The organism is Stutzerimonas urumqiensis (assembly GCF_003640395.1).
GTDB classification, from domain to species: domain Bacteria; phylum Pseudomonadota; class Gammaproteobacteria; order Pseudomonadales; family Pseudomonadaceae; genus Stutzerimonas; species Stutzerimonas urumqiensis.
The window spans coordinates 465,109-485,897 of record NZ_RBZQ01000001.1 but is presented as its reverse complement, the minus strand read 5'-3'; the positions used below and the strand labels follow the sequence as shown (position 1 = coordinate 485,897).

Annotated in this window: 21 protein-coding genes and 1 pseudogene; 9 read left to right on the top strand and 13 right to left on the bottom strand. The window is 67.1% G+C overall.

Features of this window, described 5'->3' with window-relative positions; all coding sequences use genetic code 11:
- The first annotated feature begins 1,412 nt into the window (after positions 1–1,412).
- Positions 1,413–2,450 (top strand): RNA methyltransferase, encoded by a 1,038-nt coding sequence (locus tag D7325_RS02475; RefSeq protein ID WP_120993734.1) that lies wholly within the window; start codon positions 1,413–1,415, stop codon positions 2,448–2,450.
- A 12-nt stretch (positions 2,451–2,462) separates the two neighbouring features.
- Here the strand turns inward: D7325_RS02475 and D7325_RS02470 are convergent, their stop codons facing one another.
- Positions 2,463–2,888 (bottom strand): 3-isopropylmalate dehydratase, encoded by a 426-nt coding sequence (locus D7325_RS02470; RefSeq protein ID WP_120993732.1) that lies wholly within the window; start codon positions 2,886–2,888, stop codon positions 2,463–2,465.
- 172 nt (positions 2,889–3,060) lie between these two features.
- Entirely contained in the window at positions 3,061–3,270 is a 210-nt protein-coding gene (locus tag D7325_RS02465; protein ID WP_162987986.1) for a DUF2188 domain-containing protein, read from the bottom strand.
- Between the two features lie 228 nt (positions 3,271–3,498).
- Here D7325_RS02465 and D7325_RS02460 point away from each other — a divergent pair, with 228 nt between their 5' ends.
- Positions 3,499–4,764: a DUF445 domain-containing protein gene (locus D7325_RS02460; RefSeq protein ID WP_120993728.1), complete on the top strand. Its 1,266-nt coding sequence runs from the start codon at positions 3,499–3,501 to the stop codon at positions 4,762–4,764.
- A 1-nt stretch (position 4,765) separates the two neighbouring features.
- Here the strand turns inward: D7325_RS02460 and D7325_RS02455 are convergent, their stop codons facing one another.
- The 4 genes from D7325_RS02455 to D7325_RS02440 all read right to left on the bottom strand — a co-directional run bounded on the left by D7325_RS02455 (position 4,766) and on the right by D7325_RS02440 (position 7,686).
- Positions 4,766–5,398: an ABC transporter ATP-binding protein gene (locus D7325_RS02455; protein ID WP_120993726.1), complete on the bottom strand. Its 633-nt coding sequence runs from the start codon at positions 5,396–5,398 to the stop codon at positions 4,766–4,768.
- Positions 5,391–6,104: an ABC transporter permease gene (locus D7325_RS02450; protein ID WP_425452243.1), complete on the bottom strand. Its 714-nt coding sequence runs from the start codon at positions 6,102–6,104 to the stop codon at positions 5,391–5,393. The genes D7325_RS02455 and D7325_RS02450 overlap by 8 nt, the downstream gene beginning before the upstream one ends.
- A gap of 44 nt (positions 6,105–6,148) precedes the next feature.
- Positions 6,149–7,150, bottom strand: a complete 1,002-nt coding sequence (locus D7325_RS02445; RefSeq protein ID WP_120993722.1) for an ABC transporter substrate-binding protein — start codon at positions 7,148–7,150, stop codon at positions 6,149–6,151.
- 92 nt (positions 7,151–7,242) lie between these two features.
- Positions 7,243–7,686 carry an HIT family protein gene (locus tag D7325_RS02440; protein WP_120993721.1) on the bottom strand — a complete coding sequence of 148 codons (444 nt, stop codon included), beginning with the start codon at positions 7,684–7,686 and terminating at the stop codon, positions 7,243–7,245.
- A gap of 145 nt (positions 7,687–7,831) precedes the next feature.
- Here D7325_RS02440 and D7325_RS02435 point away from each other — a divergent pair, with 145 nt between their 5' ends.
- The 3 genes from D7325_RS02435 (at position 7,832) to D7325_RS02425 (ending at position 9,550) form a co-directional block, all read left to right on the top strand.
- On the top strand, positions 7,832–8,176 hold the full coding sequence (locus D7325_RS02435; RefSeq protein WP_120993719.1) for an FKBP-type peptidyl-prolyl cis-trans isomerase: 345 nt from the start codon (positions 7,832–7,834) through the stop codon (positions 8,174–8,176).
- Between the two features lie 6 nt (positions 8,177–8,182).
- Positions 8,183–8,959: a CPBP family intramembrane glutamic endopeptidase gene (locus D7325_RS02430; RefSeq protein ID WP_120993717.1), complete on the top strand. Its 777-nt coding sequence runs from the start codon at positions 8,183–8,185 to the stop codon at positions 8,957–8,959.
- A gap of 168 nt (positions 8,960–9,127) precedes the next feature.
- The gene (locus tag D7325_RS02425; RefSeq protein ID WP_120993715.1) at positions 9,128–9,550 is read left to right on the top strand and encodes a VOC family protein; all 423 of its coding nucleotides are present in this window, start codon (positions 9,128–9,130) and stop codon (positions 9,548–9,550) included.
- An 87-nt stretch (positions 9,551–9,637) separates the two neighbouring features.
- Here D7325_RS02425 and D7325_RS02420 read toward each other — a convergent pair whose 3' ends face one another.
- The 3 genes from D7325_RS02420 to D7325_RS02410 are packed head-to-tail and all read right to left on the bottom strand — an operon-like array spanning position 9,638 to position 11,105.
- Positions 9,638–10,393, bottom strand: coding sequence for an SDR family oxidoreductase (locus tag D7325_RS02420; protein ID WP_120993713.1), 756 nt, complete (start codon positions 10,391–10,393; stop codon positions 9,638–9,640).
- Positions 10,394–10,447: 54 nt separating this feature from the next.
- Positions 10,448–10,924 carry a GreA/GreB family elongation factor gene (locus D7325_RS02415; protein WP_120993711.1) on the bottom strand — a complete coding sequence of 159 codons (477 nt, stop codon included), beginning with the start codon at positions 10,922–10,924 and terminating at the stop codon, positions 10,448–10,450.
- Positions 10,917–11,105, bottom strand: coding sequence for a hypothetical protein (locus tag D7325_RS02410; RefSeq protein ID WP_162987985.1), 189 nt, complete (start codon positions 11,103–11,105; stop codon positions 10,917–10,919). Before D7325_RS02410 ends, D7325_RS02415 begins: the two co-directional genes overlap by 8 nt.
- A 156-nt stretch (positions 11,106–11,261) precedes the next feature.
- On the opposite strand from D7325_RS02410, the gene D7325_RS02405 reads away from it, so the two are divergent.
- Together D7325_RS02405 and D7325_RS02400 are read left to right on the top strand one after the other, a co-directional pair.
- On the top strand, positions 11,262–12,245 hold the full coding sequence (locus D7325_RS02405) for a ribonuclease Z (protein WP_120993707.1): 984 nt from the start codon (positions 11,262–11,264) through the stop codon (positions 12,243–12,245).
- Between the two features lie 130 nt (positions 12,246–12,375).
- The gene (locus tag D7325_RS02400; protein ID WP_120993705.1) at positions 12,376–12,603 is read left to right on the top strand and encodes a hypothetical protein; all 228 of its coding nucleotides are present in this window, start codon (positions 12,376–12,378) and stop codon (positions 12,601–12,603) included.
- Between the two features lie 78 nt (positions 12,604–12,681).
- Here D7325_RS02400 and D7325_RS02395 read toward each other — a convergent pair whose 3' ends face one another.
- On the bottom strand, positions 12,682–13,074 hold the full coding sequence (locus D7325_RS02395; RefSeq protein ID WP_120993703.1) for a GFA family protein: 393 nt from the start codon (positions 13,072–13,074) through the stop codon (positions 12,682–12,684).
- 163 nt (positions 13,075–13,237) lie between these two features.
- Here D7325_RS02395 and D7325_RS02390 point away from each other — a divergent pair.
- Positions 13,238–13,456 (top strand): annotated as a pseudogene (locus tag D7325_RS02390) (helix-turn-helix domain-containing protein); the annotation flags it as partial.
- Positions 13,457–13,522: 66 nt separating this feature from the next.
- Here the strand turns inward: D7325_RS02390 and D7325_RS02385 are convergent.
- The 3 genes from D7325_RS02385 to D7325_RS02375 all read right to left on the bottom strand — a co-directional run bounded on the left by D7325_RS02385 (position 13,523) and on the right by D7325_RS02375 (position 17,956).
- The gene (locus tag D7325_RS02385; protein WP_120993701.1) at positions 13,523–14,719 is read right to left on the bottom strand and encodes an MFS transporter; all 1,197 of its coding nucleotides are present in this window, start codon (positions 14,717–14,719) and stop codon (positions 13,523–13,525) included.
- 83 nt (positions 14,720–14,802) lie between these two features.
- On the bottom strand, positions 14,803–15,336 hold the full coding sequence (locus D7325_RS02380; protein ID WP_120993699.1) for a DUF3087 domain-containing protein: 534 nt from the start codon (positions 15,334–15,336) through the stop codon (positions 14,803–14,805).
- A gap of 277 nt (positions 15,337–15,613) precedes the next feature.
- Positions 15,614–17,956 (bottom strand): M48 family metallopeptidase, encoded by a 2,343-nt coding sequence (locus tag D7325_RS02375; RefSeq protein WP_120993697.1) that lies wholly within the window; start codon positions 17,954–17,956, stop codon positions 15,614–15,616.
- Between the two features lie 380 nt (positions 17,957–18,336).
- Between D7325_RS02375 and D7325_RS02370 the strand changes: the two genes are divergently transcribed.
- Positions 18,337–20,709: a TonB-dependent siderophore receptor gene (locus D7325_RS02370; RefSeq protein ID WP_120993695.1), complete on the top strand. Its 2,373-nt coding sequence runs from the start codon at positions 18,337–18,339 to the stop codon at positions 20,707–20,709.
- The last annotated feature ends 80 nt before the right edge of the window (positions 20,710–20,789 follow it).

Sequence of the window (20,789 nt, the reverse complement as noted above, 5' to 3'; positions counted from 1 at the left end):
GGCTTCGCCGGGGTCCCCTCGCGCCGGTGCCGCTCCAGGGCACGCCACGAAGGGCCATCCATGGCCCTCGCGGCTCTCGCGGCATCCCTGCCGCTCAACCCCTTCCACGACACCTGCGCTCGGCCTGCTGACGGGGCGAGTGGTGTGGCTTGATGGTTCTGGTTGGGAAAAGCCAGAAAGCGAAGCAGAAAAGCAGAAAAGCAGAGACCGAGCTGTTGTGGTCTCGAGCGGGAGACAACCGTAGGGTGCATTCGCGAAGCAATGCACCGGTTTCGCATCGGGGGCGTTCTGTTGTGCCTTGCACGGCACGAAATGTTTTTGTAGGAGCCCGCTTGCGGGCGATGCTCTTGTCTTTTGGCTTTGCGGGTCTGGGTTTTGGACGCCGCACTTTCCTCGGCCCGGACGACAGGTTGCGCCCTGCACGGCGCGTCACTTTTGCCAATCGCGGCAAAAGTAACCAAAACCGCTTGCCCCTGCATCCGGCCCCGGCTTTGCCGGGGTCCCCTCGCTCCGGCGCCGTTCCAGGGGCACGCCACGAAGGGCCATCCCTGGCCCTCGCGGCTCTCGCGGCATCCCTGCCGCTCGACCCCCTCCACGACACCTGCGCTCGGCCTGCTGAAGGGGCGAGTGGTGTGGCCTGATGGTTTGGGTGTGGAAAAGCAGAAAGCAAAGCTGTTGTGGTCTCGAACAGGAGTAACCGTAGGGTGCATTCGCGAAGCAATGCACCGGTTTCACATCGGCGATGTCCCCGGCGGATTGTTCGCTTCGCTCCTGAATCCGCCCTACGTCAAACCCTTGCCACCGCTCTGCACCCAACCATCAAGCCACTCTGACCACCCCCCTTTTATCCGGCCGAACGCAGGCGTTGCGCAGGGGGACGCGAGGCAGGACGCCGAGCGAGGCGCGGCGGGACAGGGACGTCCCGTCGTGACGCGCCCCCCGGAGCGGCGCCGGAGTGAGGGCAGTCTTCGCGCAGCGAAGACCCGGATGATGGGGTCGCCTTCTCTTTGGTTACTTTCTCTTGGCGAGACAAGAGAAAGTGACGCGCCGTGCAAGGCGCAACCTGTAGGCCGGGCCGAGGAAAGTGCGGCGTCCGAAGCGCACAGTCGAGATGCCAGAAAGAACAAAAGCTTCGCCCGCAAGCGGGCTCCTACGGAATTTTCGTAGCATGTCGCGCCGTGCAGAGCGCAATCTGTCGGTCGGGTCGAGGAAAATGCCGTGTCCGAGACCGCAAAGCCAAAAAGCCAAAAAGCAAAAGCTTCGCCCACAAGCGGGCTCCTACAGAATTTTCGTAGCATGTCAGGGCGCAACCGGCAGGGCGGGCCGAGGACGCAGCGGCCAAGCCGCCTGATCGAGCCGCCAGCGCAAAAACCCCTTCACCCCAACACCCTCGGTGGTAGCATCCGCGCCCCATGCGTATCCATGACTTCAACCAGCGACTCACCCAGCTCGGCGCCAACCCTCGGCACCTGGGCCGCATCCGGCGTGCCTGGTTGAAAGGCTCACCGCTCGATGAAGGCCGCAAGGCCCAGCAGGCCGAGACCTTCCTGCCGCGTCGCGTGCGCGAGGGTTTGCCCGAGGTGCAGCGTGAGCTCGACGCGCTGGCGCAGGTGCACGCGCACCACCCCGCCGCCGACGGCTCGGCGCGCCTGCTGGTGAAGCTGAATGACGGCCAGATGATCGAGAGCGTGCTGCTGCCGCGCGACGGGTTGTGCGTCTCGACGCAGGTCGGCTGCGCCGTGGGCTGCGTGTTCTGCATGACCGGTCGCAGTGGCCTGCTGCGTCAGGTCAGCAGTGGCGAGATCATCGCCCAGGTGGCCCTGGCGCGGCGTATGAGGCCGGTGAAGAAGGTGGTGTTCATGGGCATGGGCGAACCGGCCCATAACCTCGACAACGTGCTCGAAGCGATCGAGCTGCTCGGCACCGACGGCGGCATCGGGCACAAGAACCTGGTGTTCTCCACCGTTGGCGACATGCGGGTGTTCGAGCGCTTGCCGACGCAGCGGGTCAAGCCGGCGCTGGCGCTGTCGCTGCACACCACCGATGCGGCACTGCGCGAAAAACTGCTGCCCAAGGCGCCGCGCATCGCGCCGGCCCGGCTGGTCGAGCTGGGCGAAGACTACGCCCGTCGCGTCGGCCATCCGATCCAATACCAGTGGACGCTGCTCGAAGGCATCAACGACAACCAGGATGAGCTCGACGGCCTGCTGCGCCTGCTCAGCGGCAAGTACGCGGTGCTCAACCTGATCCCGTACAACAGCCTGGACGGTGACGATTACCGGCGCCCGACCGGCGAGCGCATCGTCCACATGGTTCGCTACCTGCACAGCCGCGGCATCCTGACCAAGGTCCGCAACTCGGCCGGGCAGGATATCGAGGGCGGTTGCGGCCAGCTTCGCGCCCGCGCGCAGGCCGAGCAGATCATCGACACCCGCGCCCTGCGGCGTTAGCCGCCGGGCCGGTCAGTCACCGCCCCCCGGCTGGATGTCGAAGCCGATGTTGCTGTCGACGATCACCTGCATGGGCGTCGCCTCGCCCGCCTTCACGGTCACCAGCTCCTCGCGGTTCAACCGGCCCATGCCGCATAACGTCTCATCCGCCTCGTCCGTCGCGATGCCGACGATGTGTTGTCCGGGCGGCAACTGGAAGCGAACCCGCTCGCCCACGTGAATGCGCGCGCCGAGCTGGCGGTCGACCCGCACCTCGACGAAACAGCCGCCGCCCAGGATCGCGAAGTGCCGCGTCACCACCACCTCGCCGCCGCCGGTCACCGGCGCCTGGAAGGCCATGATCCGCTCGGGCGGCACGGGGGTGATTTCGTCCGGGTCCGGCGCCCAGGAGGAGCAACCGGCAAGCAGGAGCACAGGCAGCAACACCGCGAATCGCATGGCACATTCCCTTGGTCGAGCCCCGTGAAGCGGAGCGGTAAGGCTAGGACAAGCCACCGCCGGCGAAGGTGCCTGAATCCACTGCATTGGCACGGCCGCAGCGCAGCCATCGCCGACAGCATTGCCGGAATGCCTACCCGGCAGGTCGAGGAAAACGCCCTCGCCCGGCCGATCACCGCCGTTCGTTGGACCGATAGCTGCGCTCCTCCTCGACCGAACCATCGCGGGTGTACACCGTGACTTCGCCGCCCGAGCGGTCGAGGTAATCGGGCAGTTGCTCGAACATCTCGGCCTTGGTCACGGTGTGCAGCACGGTCTCCTGCGACTCGCGTTCGACCATGATCCAGCCTAGGTCGACGGGGGTAACGTCATAGCGGTTCATCGTTGACTCCGAATAAGTAGTGCGGTGCGGCAACGCCAGTACAGCGATAGAACCCATCTCGCCTGCACCGTTCGCGCCGGGAGCCGGATGGGCAGCACGTCCGTCGGACTGGCCGCGCTGGGCCTGTCCGACCCCGGCGTCGCAGCGAACGCTTGGCCGTAAAATCACTCCCTTGCCTTGAGGGCTGCGCTGCGACGCAGCGTCACCGATACCGACACGAGGTCCCCCATGACGCGTCCTTTGGCCACCTGGCAGACCCCCGTTGGCCGCATGAAGCTGGTCGCCGGCCTGCTTCTGCTGCTCGCCGCGCTGCTCTACGCGCTCGCCACCGCGATGCAGGCGCGCCACCCGGCGTGGGGCTACCTGGCCTCCTTCGCCGAGGCAGCGATGGTCGGGGCGATCGCCGACTGGTTCGCGGTGACTGCGCTGTTCCGCCGCCCGCTCGGGTTGCCGATTCCGCACACGGCGATCATCCCGCGCAGCAAGGCGCGGATCGGCCGCACCCTGTCGGCGTTCATCACCACGCATTTCCTCGCCACGCCGCTGGTGCTGGCCAAGTTGCGCGAGCTGGACCTCGCCAGCCGTATCGCCGACTGGCTGCGTCATCCCGACAACGCCGAGGCCGTCGGTCGCCAGTTCGTCGCGATGGCGCGCTTCGGCGTGCGCGCGCTGCATGACGAGCCGGTGCAGGCGTTCATCCAGCGCAAGGCGCTCGACCGGTTGCGGCGCGTGGACCTGGCGCCCTACCTCGGCGAAGTGCTCGACCTGCTGACACGCGAAGGCCGGCACCAGGCCATGCTCGACGAGGCGCTGATCCGGCTTGACGCGCTGCTACAGGACGACGACACCCGTGCACTGGTCGCCCAGGCCATCAGCGAGGAAGTGCGCACCCTGCGCTACCTGGGGTTGAGCCGCGCGGTGGGCGGCTGGTCGGCCAACAAGTTCGTCGATGGCCTCTCGGCGCTGATCACCGAGATCGTCGAGGACCCGCAGCACCGCCTGCGGGAGCGCTTCGACGAGCACGTGGCCCATTACATCGACCGGCTCAAGCACGACCCGGTCTCGCGGCTGGACGTCGAGCGCGTGCTGGCCCGCGTGCTGGAACATCCGGCCACCGGCGACTACCTGCACAGTCTCTGGCGCGAGCTGATCGATTGGCTGCAGACCGACCTGGACGATCCCGACTCGCGCATCGCCCGCCGGCTGGTCACGCTGACCCGCGGGCTCGGCGAGGCGCTGGCGGCCGATGACGGCATGCGGCGCTGGATCGACGATCAGCTCATGGCCGCCGCGCCGAGCCTCGTTGAGCGCTACCGCGGGCAGATCGGGCGCTACATCGCCCAACGCGTCGAGAACTGGGAGAGCGCCGAACTGGTCGCGCAGATGGAACAGAGCGTCGGCAAGGACCTGCAATACATCCGCATCAACGGCACGCTGGTGGGTGGGCTGGTCGGCCTGCTGCTGCATGCCTTGACGCAACTGGCGGCGGGCTGACTCAACCGCCACTGCGCAGCAGGCCGGCCGACATGCGCAGGTCGCGCTGCAAGGTCGCGGGCTTGCCGTCGAGGTACCAGACGCGGCTCGCCAGCGCCTCGGCATCGCCCGGATCGTGCGTCACGCAGATCATCGCCATCCGCGGTTGGGCCGCCAGCACCTCGGCGATCAACCGCCGCATCTGCCGCGCGCGCTCCCCGTCGAGCGAGGCGAAGGGCTCGTCGAGCAGCAGCAGCTCCGGCTCAACCGCCAGGCAGCGGGCCAGCGCGGCACGACGCGCCATGCCGAGCGACAGCTGGTCAGGCAAGGCGTCGCCGGCGTCGCACAGGCCGACCTGTTCGAGCAGGCAGTCGATGCGCGACGCCTCGGCACCGACCATCGCGAGGTTCTGCCGCACGCTGCGCCAGGGCAGCAGCCGGTGTTCCTGGAACAGATAGCCGATTCGCAGCGCGGGCCGGCGGCGGATCGCAGCGCCCGGTACGCGCGGATCCAGCCCGGCGATGGCGTTGAGCAGGGTCGTCTTGCCGACGCCGGACGGGCCGAGCAGGCAGAGCCGTTCGCCGGGCGACACCTGCGCGACGATACGGCCCAGCAGCGGGTGTGCGCCCTCGCCCGTCAGCGCCAGCTCAAGCATGCGCGACACCCGCCGTACGCCAGGCGCCGGCACGCCGTTCGAGCGGCTGGAGGATCGCCAGCTCGATCAGCTGGACCACGGCGATGAACGCCAGGCTGTACGCCAGGATGCCGGCGACGTCGAACACCTGGAACGCCAGGTGGAGCTGGAAACCGATACCATCCGAGCGGCCCAGCAACTCGACCACCAGCACGATCTTCCAGATCAGCGACAGCCCGCCCCGTGTCGCCGCCATCAGGTACGGGAAGAGCTGTGGCAGCCAGAGGTCGAGCAGCCACTGGCGACGATCGAAGCGGTAGACGCGCGCCATCTGCTCCAGCTTCGGATCGAGGCTGCGCGCGCCTTCGCGCAGCGTCACCGCGACGCTGGGCACCTTGTTGATGACCACCGCCATCACCGCCGCGACCTCGATCAGGCCAAACCAGACGTACAGCAGGATGATGGTCACCAGCGCCGGCAGGTTGAGAAACAGCACCAGCAGGGGATCGAGCACCGCATTGACGAGCCGTGACCGGCCCATCCAGACGCCCAGCAACGTGCCCAGCGCCATCGCCAGCGCGAAGCTCACCAGCACCCGGCGCAGAGTGATGCCGAGGTGATGCAGCAATTCGCCGCTCTGCAGGGCGCTCCACAGCCGGTCCCCGACCGTCAGTGGCGTCGGCAGCACGCTGGCGTCGAGCACCGAGGACAGCGCCGTCCACACCATCAACGCGGCGGGCAGCGCGATCCAATGGCTCCAGCGCGGCGGCTTCACGGCTGCTCCCGGACAAAGGCCTCGGCCGGGAGCAGCCGGCTCGGGTCGGCGCCGGTCAGCCGCAGGAAGCGCTGGAGATTGGCGATGCGCGCGGCATCCAGCGGGGCCGGCGTGCCTGCCAAGTAGCCGGCGCGCAATGCGTCGAACAGGGCCTCGCTGTCGGTGCGCATCAACGGGCGCAGTGCCGCCCAGGCGGCGGGGTCGGTCGCCAGTTCGTGCTTGGCGGTGCGTACCGCCCGGGCGAAACGCGCCAGCAGATTGGCGTTGCGCACAGCCCAGTCGCGAGGAAAGAGATAACCGAGGACCGGTACGTCGCCCTCGAGCCCGAGCTCACCGAGCAGCGATTCGACCCGCAGGGCCGAGCGCACCCCGCCGGCGGCCTGCATCCGCGCGGCGAACTGCCAGAAGGTCAGCACCGCATCGAGCTGGCCGCGTCGCAGCGCCTGCTCGAGCAGGGGCGGCGCGGCGAACTGCACCTCGGCGGCGTCCGTCAGGTCCAGGCCCTGGGCGCGCGCAGCCTGCTGCAACAGCAACCAGCCTTGCCCATCAGGCCCGCCCGCGACGCCGATACGCTTGCCGCGCAGATCGGCTAGCCCCTGGATGTCGCTTGCCAGCGGCACCAGCAGATCGCCGATCTGCGAGGAAAACGGCAGGTACGCGTAGGTCGAACCGGCCTCATGGCGCGCCTGGGCCCACAGCAGATCGCCCACCGCCCCGTCGACGCTGCCGCTGGCAAGCGCCAGCCGCGACGCCGGCAGGTCGGCGAGCAACCGCACCCGCAGCTCGAAGCCGTTGGCCCGGTCGAGGCCGCGCCGTTGCAGATGTTCGAGTTCCCAATGCACGGTGCCGTACTGCAACGCGCCAAGGTGCAGCACCGCTGGCGTTGCCACGTCGGCGACGGCGATCGTCGCGCCTGCCAGTGCCGTGACCGCCGCCGCCACGGTCAGCGCCCGCCGTGCCTGTCGGAACCACCCGTCAAAACCGAGAATTCGCTTCATGCCGGCAGGTTAAAAGCCGGCGCGAGTGTCCCGAATAGTACTTTGGTGCCTGCCGGCTGATGCGATGGTCGCAGTCGGCAAGCAGCGGACCTTCAGCCGCCCTGCTGGAGCCGCTTGACCAGTCGCGCCTGCAAGGCTTCCAGCTCCGCCGGATCGGCCTTGCCCGCCGCATGGATGTCGAGCCCCTCGCCGGCGAAGCGCGGGATGACGTGGAAATGAATGTGGAACACCGTCTGCCCCGCCGGAGCGCCGTTGAACTGCGCCACCTGCACCCCGTCAGGCTTGAGTTCCTCGACCAGCGCACGCATCACGCGCTGCACGGTGACCATCATCTTGCACAGCGCCTCGGTATCGACATCGAGCATGTTGCGCGCGGCCGAGCGCTTGGGAATCACCAGCGCATGGCCGTAGGACTGCGGAAAAAGGTCGAGGAAGGCGAGCGTGTCGTCGTCTTCGTACAGCGTGTAGCACGGGGCCTCGCCACGAATGATCTTGGCGAAGATGTTCTGCGGGTCGTAGGCGTCGGTCAGGCTCATGGAGGGTCTCCTGCGGGGTGATCGACGAACCTTACCGGTTTTCGCCGCCGCGGTCGTGCCGGGCATGACGCTCGCCCCGCGACGCTTGAGCCGGCACCCTCGCACCGCTACCCTCGCCGCCTCCTCACCGCGCAGGCTGCTCGCCATGACCGCTACCGACCTCGACATCGAAGACCTCACCCCCGGCACCGGCAAGGCGTGCGTGAAGGGCGCCCTGATCACCACCCACTACACCGGCTGGCTGGAAGACGGCACCGAGTTCGACTCGTCCTGGTCGCGCGGCAAGCCGTTCCAGTGCGTGATCGGCACGGGCCGGGTGATCAAGGGCTGGGACCTCGGCCTGATGGGCATGCAGGTAGGCGGCAAACGCCGGCTTCGCGTTCCGGCGCACCTGGCTTATGGCGAACGGCAGGTGGGTGCGCATATCACGCCGCACTCGAACCTCCTCTTCGAGATCGAGCTGCTCGAGGTGCTGACCCGCGACGACTGAGCGCCCATGCTCGCCATCGCGCCGGCAGCGCAGTGGCCGCTCGTGCTGCGCTTCGGCCCGGCACTGGCGCTGCTGCCGGTCGGCCTCCTGCTCGGCCGGGTCGACGCGACGGGGCTTCTCGCCGGGCTGATGTTCATCGGCTGGGTGACGAGTCATCACCGCCTGCCGCCCGGCATCGGGCTGGCGGGCATGCTGCTGGGTAGCGTGCTGCTGGCGGCACACCAGTTGCCGGGGTTCACGCCGTTGCCGCTGGCATCGCCACAGGAGCTGGGCGGCTCGCGACCCTGGACGCTGCAGCTCTCGTTCGACAAGGCGCTCGTCGCCGCGACGCTGCTGGGCTGGTGGCTTGGACACGCACATCCGAGGCGTTGCCGTCCGATCGCCGCCGCGGCGGTGGCGTTTGCCGCGCCGATGATCGTGCCGCTGCTGGCACTCGTCACCGATGTCCTGGGCTGGTCGCCGAAGTGGCCGGAACACTTGCTGCGCTGGCTGGCGATCAACCTGCTGGTCACCAGCCTGGCCGAGGAGCTGCTGTTCCGCGCCTTGCTGCAACGCTGGCTCATCGAGCGGCTCGGCGTCGCGGCCGGCGTCTTGCTCACTGCCCTGCTGTTCGGCGCGGCGCACCTGCCGTTCAGCGCCGCCTTCGCCGCCATCGCCGCGCTGGCCGGCCTCGCCTACGGGCTGGCCTTCCATCTCTCCGGCAACCGCCTGACCGTAGCCGTGGCACTGCATACCGCGGTGAACGCGGTGCACCTCCTGCTGCTGACCTACCCGTTGCCCTGAAGCGCAGCGATGCGTTGCCGAGTTCGGCCGCTCCCCAACGAAAAAAGAGGCCCGCCTGTCGAGCCGCTGTCTTGTTGTTCGACTACAACTGAACCGGCCATGACGATCGCTCCGGCGCGGGCACGGCCGCTGGGTAGCCCGACCATTTCAACAACTGAGGACACCTCCATGAAACTCTCGACCTACCTCACCTTCGACGGCAACGCGCGCGAGGCCTTCACCTTCTATCAGCAGGTACTGGGCGGCGAGCTGGCCGTGATGTCGTTCGGCGAATCCCCCGTTGCCGGCGACATGCCGGCCGAGCATCACGGCCGGACCATGCACGCCTGCCTGACGTTCGATGGCCAGTCGCTGATGGCCTCGGACTCGATGCCCGAGGGTGCCTGCGGCGCCGAGCGGTACGAGGGCATCAAGGGCTGCTCGATCGCGTTGCACCCGGCCAGCGTTGCCGAGGGCGAGCGCCTGTTCGTCGCCCTCGCCGAAGGGGGCCAGGTGATCATGCCGATGGAAAAGACCTTCTGGGCCGAGCGCTTCGGCATGCTGACCGACCGCTTCGGCGTGTCCTGGATGGTCAACTGCGAGCAGGCATGAACCCGAGCGCTGGCGATCCCCGGTGGAAATCGCCAGCCAGCGGGACCTGGCGGCAACACTGCGCGGCCCGTACGCGCCGCGTTTCGGTCACTTGCCGCCCGCCAGCTCGATGAAGCTGCCAGTGACGTATGACGCCTCGTCAGACAGCAGCCAGACGATCGCTTGCGCCACCTCCTCCGCCGTACCGCCGCGCTGCATCGGGATGCTGCCCTGCACGCGCTGGATGCGGTCGGGTTCGCCGCCGCTGGCGTGGATGTCGGTGTGGATGAACGCCGGCCGCACCGCATTGACGCGGACGCCCTCGGCGGCGACCTCCTTCGACAGACCGAGCGTCAGGCTGTCGATCGCGCCCTTGGTGGCTGCGTAATCGATGTATTCGCCGGGTGAGCCGAGCCGCGACGCCGCCGACGACACATTGACAATGGCGCCGCCCGCGCCGCCGTGACGGCTGGACATCCGCCGCACCGCCTCGCGTGCGCACAGCAGCGCGCCGAACACGTTGGTCGCCAACAGCCGTTGCAGGCGGTCGGCAGGCATCTCGTCGAGCCGCATCTGACGTTCGAGCACGCCGGCGTTGTTCACCAGCCCGCTGAGCGGGCCGAAGACGCGATCGACGAACCCGAACAGCGCCAGCACCTCGTCTTCACGCGAGACGTCGGCACCGAACGCCTCGGCGCGCCCGCCGTCGGCACGAATGGCCTCGACCAGCGCCTGCGCCGCCGCTTCATCGTGGCGATAGTTGATGCACACCTGATAGCCGCGCTGTGCGGCGAGGCGAGCCGTTGCCGCGCCAATGCCGCGACTGGCGCCGGTCACCAGCACCGTGGGATGTCCTGTGATCATGGCCTGTCCTTATCGTCTGCCGGAACGGGAACGACTATAGCCAAGCACCGGCGATCAACGTATCGCGAGCACCTCGAAGACCTGCACGCGGCCCTCGACCCGCAGCTCCACTTCATCGCCGATGCACCGGCCCGGCAACAGCTGGCCCAGCGGGGAGCGCGGCGAAATGACCAGCACGTCGGCGTCGTCCCAGCGAATCTTCATTCCGGCGCCATCGGGACCGAGGAATACCCAGCGCTCGCCGTCCTCCTGGGCCAGCTGGACGAGCATGCCGACACGCACCCTGCCCTGCGGCGCCAGTTCTGCCGGCAACTGCCGGAACGCCGCCAAGGCCAGTTCGATCTCGTGCACGCGCCGTCGCTGGCCATCGGCGAGGTAGGCGGCCTCCAGCCCACGGGTGTCGTACTTGTTCTCGGCCTTGCTCTCGCTGTGTGTCGCCGCCTCGTGCGCCGCGGCCAGCGCGGTGCGCGCGACCTGCAGATCGCTTTCGAGCCGCTCGACGATCAGGCGGCGGACCTGCGCGTTACTCATCCCGGCCGATGCCGTTACGCCCGCGGCGAGCCGTGATGAACAGCACGATTGCCGGGATCAGAAACCCGGGCGCCATGTAGAGAAAGGTATCCAACCCGGTCGCCAGCCCGATGACCGCAAAGCTGAAACCGCAGCAGAAGAAGACGATCACAACCGTCAGGTGAGGGCTAAACAGGCGCATCGCTGGCTGCCTCGGAGTGGCGAAAGCCCAAGGGTAGACAATCGCCACCCGCCAGACCATCACGGCATCCGAGGGGCTGCCTGCACCGGACGCCGGGCAACCACAGGATCGGCACGGCATACTGCTCACCCAACGCCATCGGCAGTGGAGACTTCCTTGGACCTGCTCTTTCTCGGCACCTCCTCCGGCACCCCGACCAAGGCGCGCAACGTCAGCGGCGTCGCACTGCTCGAAGACAGCGGCAAGGGCTGGTACCTGATCGATTGCGGCGAGGCGACCCAGCACCAGCTGCTGCACACACCGCTGACCCTGCACGGCCTGCGCGCGATCTTCATCACCCATGTTCATGGCGACCACTGCTACGGGCTGCCCGGCCTGCTCGCCAGCGCCGGCATGGCGCGGCGATCGGAACCGCTCGACATCATCGCCCCCGCCGCCATCGAAGACTGGCTGCGCGGCACCCTGCGCATGAGCCACAGCTGGCTACCCTACGAGCTGCGTTTTCACCCCATCGAAACCTTCGACGGCTGGCGCAATTCGCAGGTGCGCGTCGACGCCACCGCCCTGTCCCATCGCGTGCCGAGCTGGGGCTACGGCTTCACCGAAGCCCGCCCCGACCCACGCCTCGACACCGAAAAGCTCGACCGCGACGGCATCCCGCGCGGTCCGCTCTGGGGGCAGCTGGTACGCGGCCATGACGTCGCATTAGATGGCCGCATCCTGCAGGCCGACGACTACCTCATCACCGCCCGAGCGCCGCGCCGCATCGTCATCGCCGGCGACAACGACCGTCCCGAGCTGCTGCGCGAGGCCTGCCAGGGCGCGCATGTGCTGGTGCACGAGGCGACCTACACCCAGCCCATCGCCGACGCCGGCAAATCGGACTTCGGCCACAGCACGGCCGCGCAGGTCGCCACCTTCGCCCAGTCGATCGAATTGCCCAACCTCGTCCTCACCCACTTCAGCGCCCGCTACCAGAACGACCCGAGCCGGGGCCTGTCGATGGCGGATATCCGGGCCGAGGCCGCCAGCTGCTACGGGGGAACGCTACTGCTGGCAGAAGATTTCCTGCGGGTGCGATTGGAAAAGGACGGCACCCTTTCGCTGTCAGGACCTGATGCAGTGCACGCGAGTCCATAGCCGCACGGGCGCAGCGAGCCGCTGAGACCGGCCCCTCCCTCGCTCGACCGCCACGCGACATGCGGCCCGCACGAAGGCGACCCAAGCACCTCGAATGAAGAGCCACCCATTGGCTAACCGGAGGTGAACCATGAGCATCGATCCGCTCGACCGACCCCACGACCAACAACCCGTACCCGGCCAGGAACAGAACCCGAGCCATACGGCCGATCCCGAGTTCGTCACCGACAACCCGGACATACCCGGCACAGCACGCACTGCCACCGACCGCCCGGCAACCGGGCGAGATGTCCGCCAACCGGGCAATGCCTCAGAAGACGACATCAACGAGCCAGGGCTGGGCAATCCGCTGCCTTGAGCGCCTGCGATACGAAAGAGCCCGGACTTGCGCCGGGGCTAGTTCCGGCAGGCATCCATTCGTGTTTCAACGCATGCCCTACCCCTCCGATCGACCTTCGCCCTCCCGGTCCCGCTCGTATCGCTTTGCGAGCGGAAAGGCCGGCAGCCAGGCTTCGCGGCGAATCGTCCAGCACTCGTAGGTCGGGGTCAGCTGATCGGGGGCGTCCAGGGCGCCCAGGTGTACTTCGATTTCATCGGCGCTGCGCGCGAACACGGGCGAGCCGCAACGAGGGCAGAAGCATCGCCCGGCGTACTCGCGGGTTTCGCCCTCGATGGTCACGGCCGCCTGGGGAAACATCGCAGCCGCGAAAAAGAGCGCGCCGTGATGCTTGCGGCAATCGAGGCAGTGGCAAAGGCCGACCCGGTACGGGCGTCCCGTGGCGAGGATGCGGACGTTGCCGCAAAGGCAACCGCCGGTGAATCGCTCCATGGTGCGTCTCCTCTGACGTGTCTGGAAAAGCGGCGGCGCTCGCGTCAGCCAGCTCGGTGAACCGACGCCTTTTGGCGACGGCTACCAGCCTGTGCGAGCGCCATGCCTGCATAGCGTAGCCCCGCCAAGGGCACATACCGGTTCACGAGGACTCGCCGCATGGAAACTGAGCGAATGCCATTTCAGTCGCCTGTTCAAACGGGCGACCGGTCTGTCGCCCTCCCGCTACTTCATCCGCTTGCGCATGGCCCGGGCGCGGCAGTTGCTGCTGGCGACCGATCGCAGCGTCATCGACATCGCGTTGGAGGTGGGCTATTCGAGCGCCAGCCACTTCTCCCAGGTCTTCCGGCGCGAAGTGGGCGTGGCGCCCAGCGCCTATCGAAGTCCCGGCCCGGATGTCCTTGATCGTTCCGCCGCAACGGCGCTAGCTCAGGAGGCGCTGCGCACGTCAGACGCGCCGCATCCGCGGATGGACGAAGAACCACACCGCCAGCGGCGTCGCCACGGCCACGACGCACAGACCCAGCGCGGTGATGGCCGTCGGCAGGCCGAAGTGGTCGGCGATCCAGCCGGCAACCAGCAGCGGCACGATGCTGCCGACGTAGCCGCAGACGAGGTAGGTCGAAATCAGCCCGGAGCGCTGCGCCGGGCTGGTGATGTGGTTGACCATGCTGATGCCGGCCAGCAGGCAGAGCCCATGTGCCGTCGCTGCCGTGCCGACGCCGATCGCGAACAGCATGCTCGAACCGACCTTGAAGTTGGCGACCAGCAGCGCGTTGCTCACGACCACCGACAACAGGCCCAGCAGGCCGCACCAGCGAATCGATAGCTTCGCGCAGAGCAATTGCACCGTAGCCGAGGCCAGCAGGATGACGCCGATCGCGGTGCCGCTCACGACCGGGCCGTGCCAGGGCAGCATCTTGTCGAGGAACAGCGGCGACATGGAGGCGTAGAGCCCGAACACGCCGAACGCGAAGAACGGGCAGGCGCAGGTGAGCATGAAAGCGACCGAGTCGCGGCGTTCGGTCCAGGTCAGGCGCGGCATCAGGTCGGGCCAGCCCAGTGGCGTTCGCGCGGCCTCGGCATGCGCTCCAAGGTCGATGCGCGTCAGTGCATAGATCGCGACGAGGCCGAGCACGAGCGTCGGGATGTAGGTGACGACCAGCGGGTTCGGTAACCATTGGCCGATCACGCCGCCCGTGATCGGGCCGAGGCCGAAGCCGAAGGCGAGCAGGAAGCTGGTGATGGTCGAGATCCGTTGCGAGGCGCCATCACGCGACAGCTGCACCAGGCCGACCGACGCGCTGGTCACGATCAGGCTGGACGAAAGGCCCACCGCGAACCGGCCGATGTTCAAGCTCGTCAGATCCCAGGCCAACAGGGTCACCAGCGTGCCGACCCAGCCCAGGATCAGCCCGAGCATCATCACCGCGCGAAACCCCAGACGATCCGCCAGCCTGCCCATGAACAGCAGCCCACAGAGCGCGCCCAACATGTAGACGACATAGATCAGCGAAATGTCGCTGGTGCGCAGCTCCCACACGTCCTTGTAGAGCGGATAGAGCGGCGAGATGAGCGCCGTGCCCATGACGCCCACGCACATGGCGAAGCACACCCAGGGAAACGCTGACCACTTCTCTCTCATCGTGAAACGCCTGCGGGAAATTAGTCGGTCGATGCCGGCGGCATCGTTCGGTTCGGCGGGTCGCTCGCAACGGGCCTAAGCGATCATCGGCCGGACGGCAGATGACGCCGCACCGCATCGAGCCACTCGGGATCGAGGCGCGTCTGCTGGGGAGCGATCCCCTGCGCGTCCATCAAGGCCTGATGGGCGTCGATTTCGCGCACCAGGGCGCTATCGGCCGGGTTGCCGTCGAGCTGGTGCATCTGCATCACGCCCAGATGATAGAAGCGCAGCAGCTTCAGCGCGTCGGCATCCCGCGCCGCGACGCCGGCCTTGACCCCGTGCATGACGTTGGTGACGCGCATCAGGTTGCGCTTGAGCTGCCAGCCGTACACCGCCGGCGCCATCCAGGGCGTCGACCAGAGCTTGAGCCTGACCACCACCGCCGTCGCGGCAAGCCCGGCGAGCACGCCGATCAGGTTCCAGCGGAAGTTGTCGCCCCCCGGCTCGCCGAATAGCCGGACGGCGAGCGTGGAGAGCAGCATCGCCAGCACGAGAAAGACGGCAATGAGCACGAAAGCAATGCGACGGGTGTCCCGGCGGTAGCGTTCCGGGTCAAGGGGGCGAAGTTCGAACATGAGGTTCTCACCAGAAGGGCTGGGCGCCGCGAACGGTCGCGCGACCGAGGCATTGTCACCGAACGGGCGCCCACACGCTCGGTTTTGCTGACCCGCCTGCGGCGCTGCCGAGATCGGCCGCTGGGTGACGCTCAATGCAGGCACGACCCATGGCTTCCGTAACGACTCGAACCGCGCCATGACCAGCAGGCCGCCAGGCTCGCCTGGCGGCGAACCATCGACGGGCTCAACCGCTGAGCTGAATCGGGGCCGCGAAGGCTCGCTCATCCGAGCATCGTCAAGCGGTCGCGCCGACCCTGGCGATCAGGCGGATGCCGCGAATGCCGTGCTCCCGTTCGATCGCCAGGCACCCGCTGGCTACCTCGGAGGCCACGCGCGCGAAGGCGTACGACAGGCTGTCGATGAGCGTCTGGCTCTGCTCGAAGAACGCCATCGGCTGGCCCGGCTCGCCTTGCAGATGCGGGCAGCGCAGCCGCAGGTATCCGCCGAGGGTCTCGCCATCGAGCAAGGGCTGTGCGATGCGATCGGCTTTCTTCAGCAGACGCAGGGCAAGGTCCTGATAGCGCACCAGGGCATCGTGGCTCAGGCGATCCGCCTTCTCGCCACCCTCGTGACGGTACTCGGCGACGAAGCGACCGGCGAGCTCCTGGGCTTCACGCAGGCGCAGGAAGTCGCGCCCGAGTCCGCTCATCTGCATCAGCGCGGTCGCGGCGGCACGGGTGGCGTCGTCGGCCTTCGCCAAGGCAAGTTCGAGCCGGCGACGGTACAGCGAAGCCACCGGCACGAGCTGCTGCTGCGCCGGCGTGCGGCCCTCGTCGATACGGTGATACAGCGGCTGGTGCGTCGCCGGATCGAGCGGCTCATGGTCGCTCAGCCAGCTGTTCACGCCGCATTGGTGCCAGGACAGGCAGTAGGCCAGGGCGGCACGCTGTCGTTGCTCCTGTTCGGCGCTTTCCCAGGCGCGGGCGATTTCAGGCGACTGCTGGCGCAACAGGTCGATGGTCGCTTGCCAGTCCAGCGACCCGTGCGCCTCCCGCACCGGCAGGTGCAACGGCAGCCACGGTTCGGCGCGCCATTGCCGGCCGGACCATTCCTGAAGCTGATCGAGCGCCTGCTCGCGTTGCTGGCTGGCCTGCAACAGGCTGTGACTGTCCTGCAGCTGCGCGCCCTGATGATCGAGCCCGAGATCACCGTAGTAGGCGAGCGTCACCCGCTGGCAGTGGTCCGCGAAGCGTTCGAACAGCGCCGCCGCCGGGCGCCGGTCGTGCAGATGACCGGGCGCTGCCAGCGCCTCGCTGTAGCGAATGCGATCGAGGTCCGCCGGGTGGGTGTCCCAGTAGCGCGTGGCCTGGCGTTCCAGGCTCTCCTCGATGGCTTTGAGGGTCGCGCCGTCCAGCCGGGACGCCATCAGCGCCGTCGCTTCCGGCATGTCGCGCAGCAGCCGGCGCTCGCGCCAGAGGCGGCCGTTGTGCCGATCCACTTCGCGCCACGCCTCAGAGAGCGTTCGCAGCTGCAACGCAGTCTGGCGGAAGGTCCCGCTGCCGCTGACGAGCGCCTCGTAGCGATCGGCATCGAATTCCATCTGCCGTGACAGCGAACGGGACAACCGGAAGCTGAGCCGGAAACAGCCGCCCATGATCCAGCGCGACAGCGCGATGCCCGCCCGGGCGAGCGACAAGGCCAGCGGCAGCGGGAACCAGAGCTCGCGCTCCAGCCAGTCGTCCAGCCGATCGTCCCACGCGTCGCGAGCGTAGCTGCGCGCCTCCAGCCAGGCGTTGACGTGGTTGATGAGAAAGCTGCAACGCAAGCCGAAGCGCTGGGCGAAATGACCGAACTCGTGGGCCAGCACGCCGACGAACTGCTGCACCGTCAGCCCGGCGACCAGCGGCAGGCCGATCGTGAGCACCTTGCGACCGGTGAAGAAGCCACGCCAGCCGCCTTCGAAATGCACGCTGGCATTGACCTGGCCGGACAGCTCCACCGCGACCGGCGGCTGCAACCCGATCGCCTGCGAAAGATGCTCGAGAACCGCACGAAGGCGCGGCTCACGCGCAAGGTCCAACGTCATCGGCCGCTCGGGCGGCCTGCGCCCGAGGAACAAGGGGCGCGCCATGAACAACAGCAGCACACCGCCGCTGATCGCGGGAATGCCGTAGGCACACAGCTTCAGCCAGACGTTCCGAACCTCGTCGAGGTAGAGATGCAGGTGCGTGAGATACCAACCCAGCGCACCGGCCAGGGCAAGTACAAGGCCCGCATAGAGCGCGGGTATCAATGCGCAGCAGAGCGTGACGAGGAACAGGTGCAGCACGTACGACAGGCTCGGACGCGAGCGCTTCAGGCCGGTCCCGGCCAGCGTGCGCAGCGACTCGAGCGGGTCGATTGGCGGCGCGATTTCGATTGCCTCGACACGGGTTTCCAGCCCGACCGCTTCAAACCGTAGCCGCAGGCGCTCGGCACCCTGCCGATCGAGGCCCTGCTTGATCACTCGCATGGCCGGCGGCAGCAGTGCCGCCGCCTGTTCGGGCGGAAGCCGCAATTGCTCGATCAGCCGCTGTTGAATATCCGCGCGAGCGACGCCCGTCACCGCCTTGCCTGTCAGCACCAGACGAAATTTCATTGCCTTCCCTGCCCCCGAGTCCAGCCGCGGAGGTTAGCAAGCGGCCTGAATGGCCGGCAGACGAGGCCGTGACGAAGCGAGAACCACATCACAGCGAGGCGCTACCGGCGAAACGCAAGGGCGGCTCGCCGGACTATCGCCTCTTCGCCCAGCGACGCCGCACTACGGACCCTCCGCCCAAAGAAGATAAACAGCCGCATTTAATATTTTTTCTCATTTACAGCCAATTCGCGTTTGACTAGGCTTCTCGCCGCCTCGCCAGCGCACGAGCCGGCACACATGCCGTCCGCACGGATCGGGGCCGCTAACACGATGGCTTGCAGCCGCACGGTACTACCGGCACGTCACCTTGGCGTTGCCTCGCACGCAGGGATCCCGCAATGAAACAGTCAGTCCTCCATCCGCTCGCCTTGTCGGTATGGCTCGGCATCAGCGCCGTCGCACAGGCGACGCCGGTCAGCCTCGACCTGCCCGCCCAGCCGCTGGCCAGCTCACTGCAACAGCTGGAGGCGCAAAGTGGTTTGCGTATCCAGTTCCAGGCCGAGGGCGTGGCTAACCACCAGGCACCTGCCATCAAGGGCGACATGGAGCCAACCGAGGCCTTGCAGACCTTGCTGGCAGGCACCGGGCTCGACTTCGAGCTTCGCGACGGCACCGCCACGGTGAGCCAGGCGGCATCGTCCTCGGCGACCGATGAGCGCGTGAACCTCGGCACGATGGATGTCATCTCGACCGGCCTGACCGGCGTAGCGCGAACGGAAGGCACCGGCTCCTACACCACGGGCGTGGTCAACTCATCGACCAAGCTGCCCATGTCGCTGCGTGAAACACCGCAATCGGTGAGCGTGATCACCAGTCAGCGCATCGAGGACCAAGGTCTCGGCAATCTGAACGAAATCGTGCAGAACACGACAGGCCTGACGATCCAGCAATCCGGGCCGGAGCGCCAGCGCTACTATGCGCGGGGCTTCCAGGTTGACAACATCATGTACGACGGCCTGCCGATCAGCCTGTCGCGCTATTCGCAGGACGTCATCACCGCGCCAGATAGCGCCATGCTCGATCGCGTCGAAGTGGTACGAGGGTCCACCGGCCTGATGCAGGGCTCCGGCAATCCCTCTGCCGCCATCAACCTGATTCGCAAGCGGCCGACCTACGAGCCCTATGTGAGCATCGGCGCCAGTGCCGGCAGCTGGGACCGCTACCGCACCGAAGTGGATGCCTCCAATGCGCTGAACGAAGCCGGCACTCTGCGCGGCCGCATCGTCACGGCGTATGAAGATAACGGCACTTACCGCGACTACGGCAGTACCGAGCATGGCTTTGCCTATGGCATCGTCGAAGCCGATCTCACCGATCGCACGCTGTTCACCATCGGCGCGTCCTACCAGAACGACAACAAGGATGCCGATTGGGGCGGTACACCCACCGCATTCGACGGCTCGGACCTTGGTCTGTCCCGTTCCGCCTACCTCGGCAACGACTGGGCGTACTGGAACACCAATACACGCCACCTGTTCGCCGAACTGGAGCACCGCTTCGACAACGACTGGAGGCTGCGCCTCGCCGGCAACAAAATGTGGGGCCGGATCAACATGCTCGGCTCGTACTTCTTCTACGACCGAGCCGGCTCGCTCAACCAGGGCGCCGGTGAGTACACCTACACCGACAACTACAACAGCTACGACGGCAACCTCTCCGGCCCGTTCCAGCTGTTCGGCCGCACCCATGAGCTGGTGGTCGGTGCCAGCATGCGCAATGAAATCTTCGATGGCCATGGCGGCTGGGGCACCACGGCAACCAACATCGATCCGTACGAATGGGACAGCGGAGCGGTTCCCGAACCCAGCTACGACATGAACCTGTGGAACCTCAAGTTCCAGAGCGAGGAAAAAGGCGTCTATGCCGCGACTCGCCTGAGCATCACCGATCCGCTCAAGGTCATCCTCGGCGGCCGGCTCGACTGGTACGACTACGACGATGCCAACGAAGCCAACAGCTACAAGGTCACCCGCAACGTGACGCGCTACGCCGGCGTCATCTACGACTTGAACGACACCTACTCGGTCTACGCCAGCTACACCGACATCTTCAAGCCGCAAAACAGCCCCGACGCCAGTGGCGGCATCATCGCGCCGATGACGGGAACCAACTACGAGATCGGTCTGAAAGCGGCCTACTTCGACGGCAGGCTCAACGCTTCGGCAGCACTGTTCCGCATGCTTCAGGAAAACCGCGCCAAGCTGCTCGATAGCTCGTTCTGCCCGAACCCAAGCGTCGCCTGCTACGAGGCCGCCGGCGAAGTGGAAAGCAAGGGTATCGACCTCGAAGTGGCCGGCTTGCTGGCCGAAGGTTGGGAAGGCAGCGTCGGTTACACCTACGTCGAAGCGAAGTACCGCAAGGACAGCACCGCCTCTAACGAAGGCAAGCTGTTCGATCCCGACCAGCCCCGTCATCTGCTCAAGGTATCGACCGTCTACCACCTGCCGGGCGAGCTGCAACAGTGGCGCGTGGGCGGCACGATCAATGCGCAGAACAGCACCTTCAATGAAACCGCCACCTACCGCATCGAACAGGACGCCTACGCCGTCGTCGGTCTGATGCTCGGCTATCGCGTCAATGAACACGTCGATACCCGCGTCAACCTCAATAACGTGTTCGACGAGGAGTACTACTCAAGCCTCAACAGCAATACCAGCATCGGCTACGGCGATCCGCGCAACCTGATGTTCAGCGTCAACTGGACCCTGTAAGCGACCGAGGGGTGCCGTGCGAGGCGCGGTACCTCTTACTCCTGATCGGACCACCACAACCCACCCGCCCTTCGAACAAG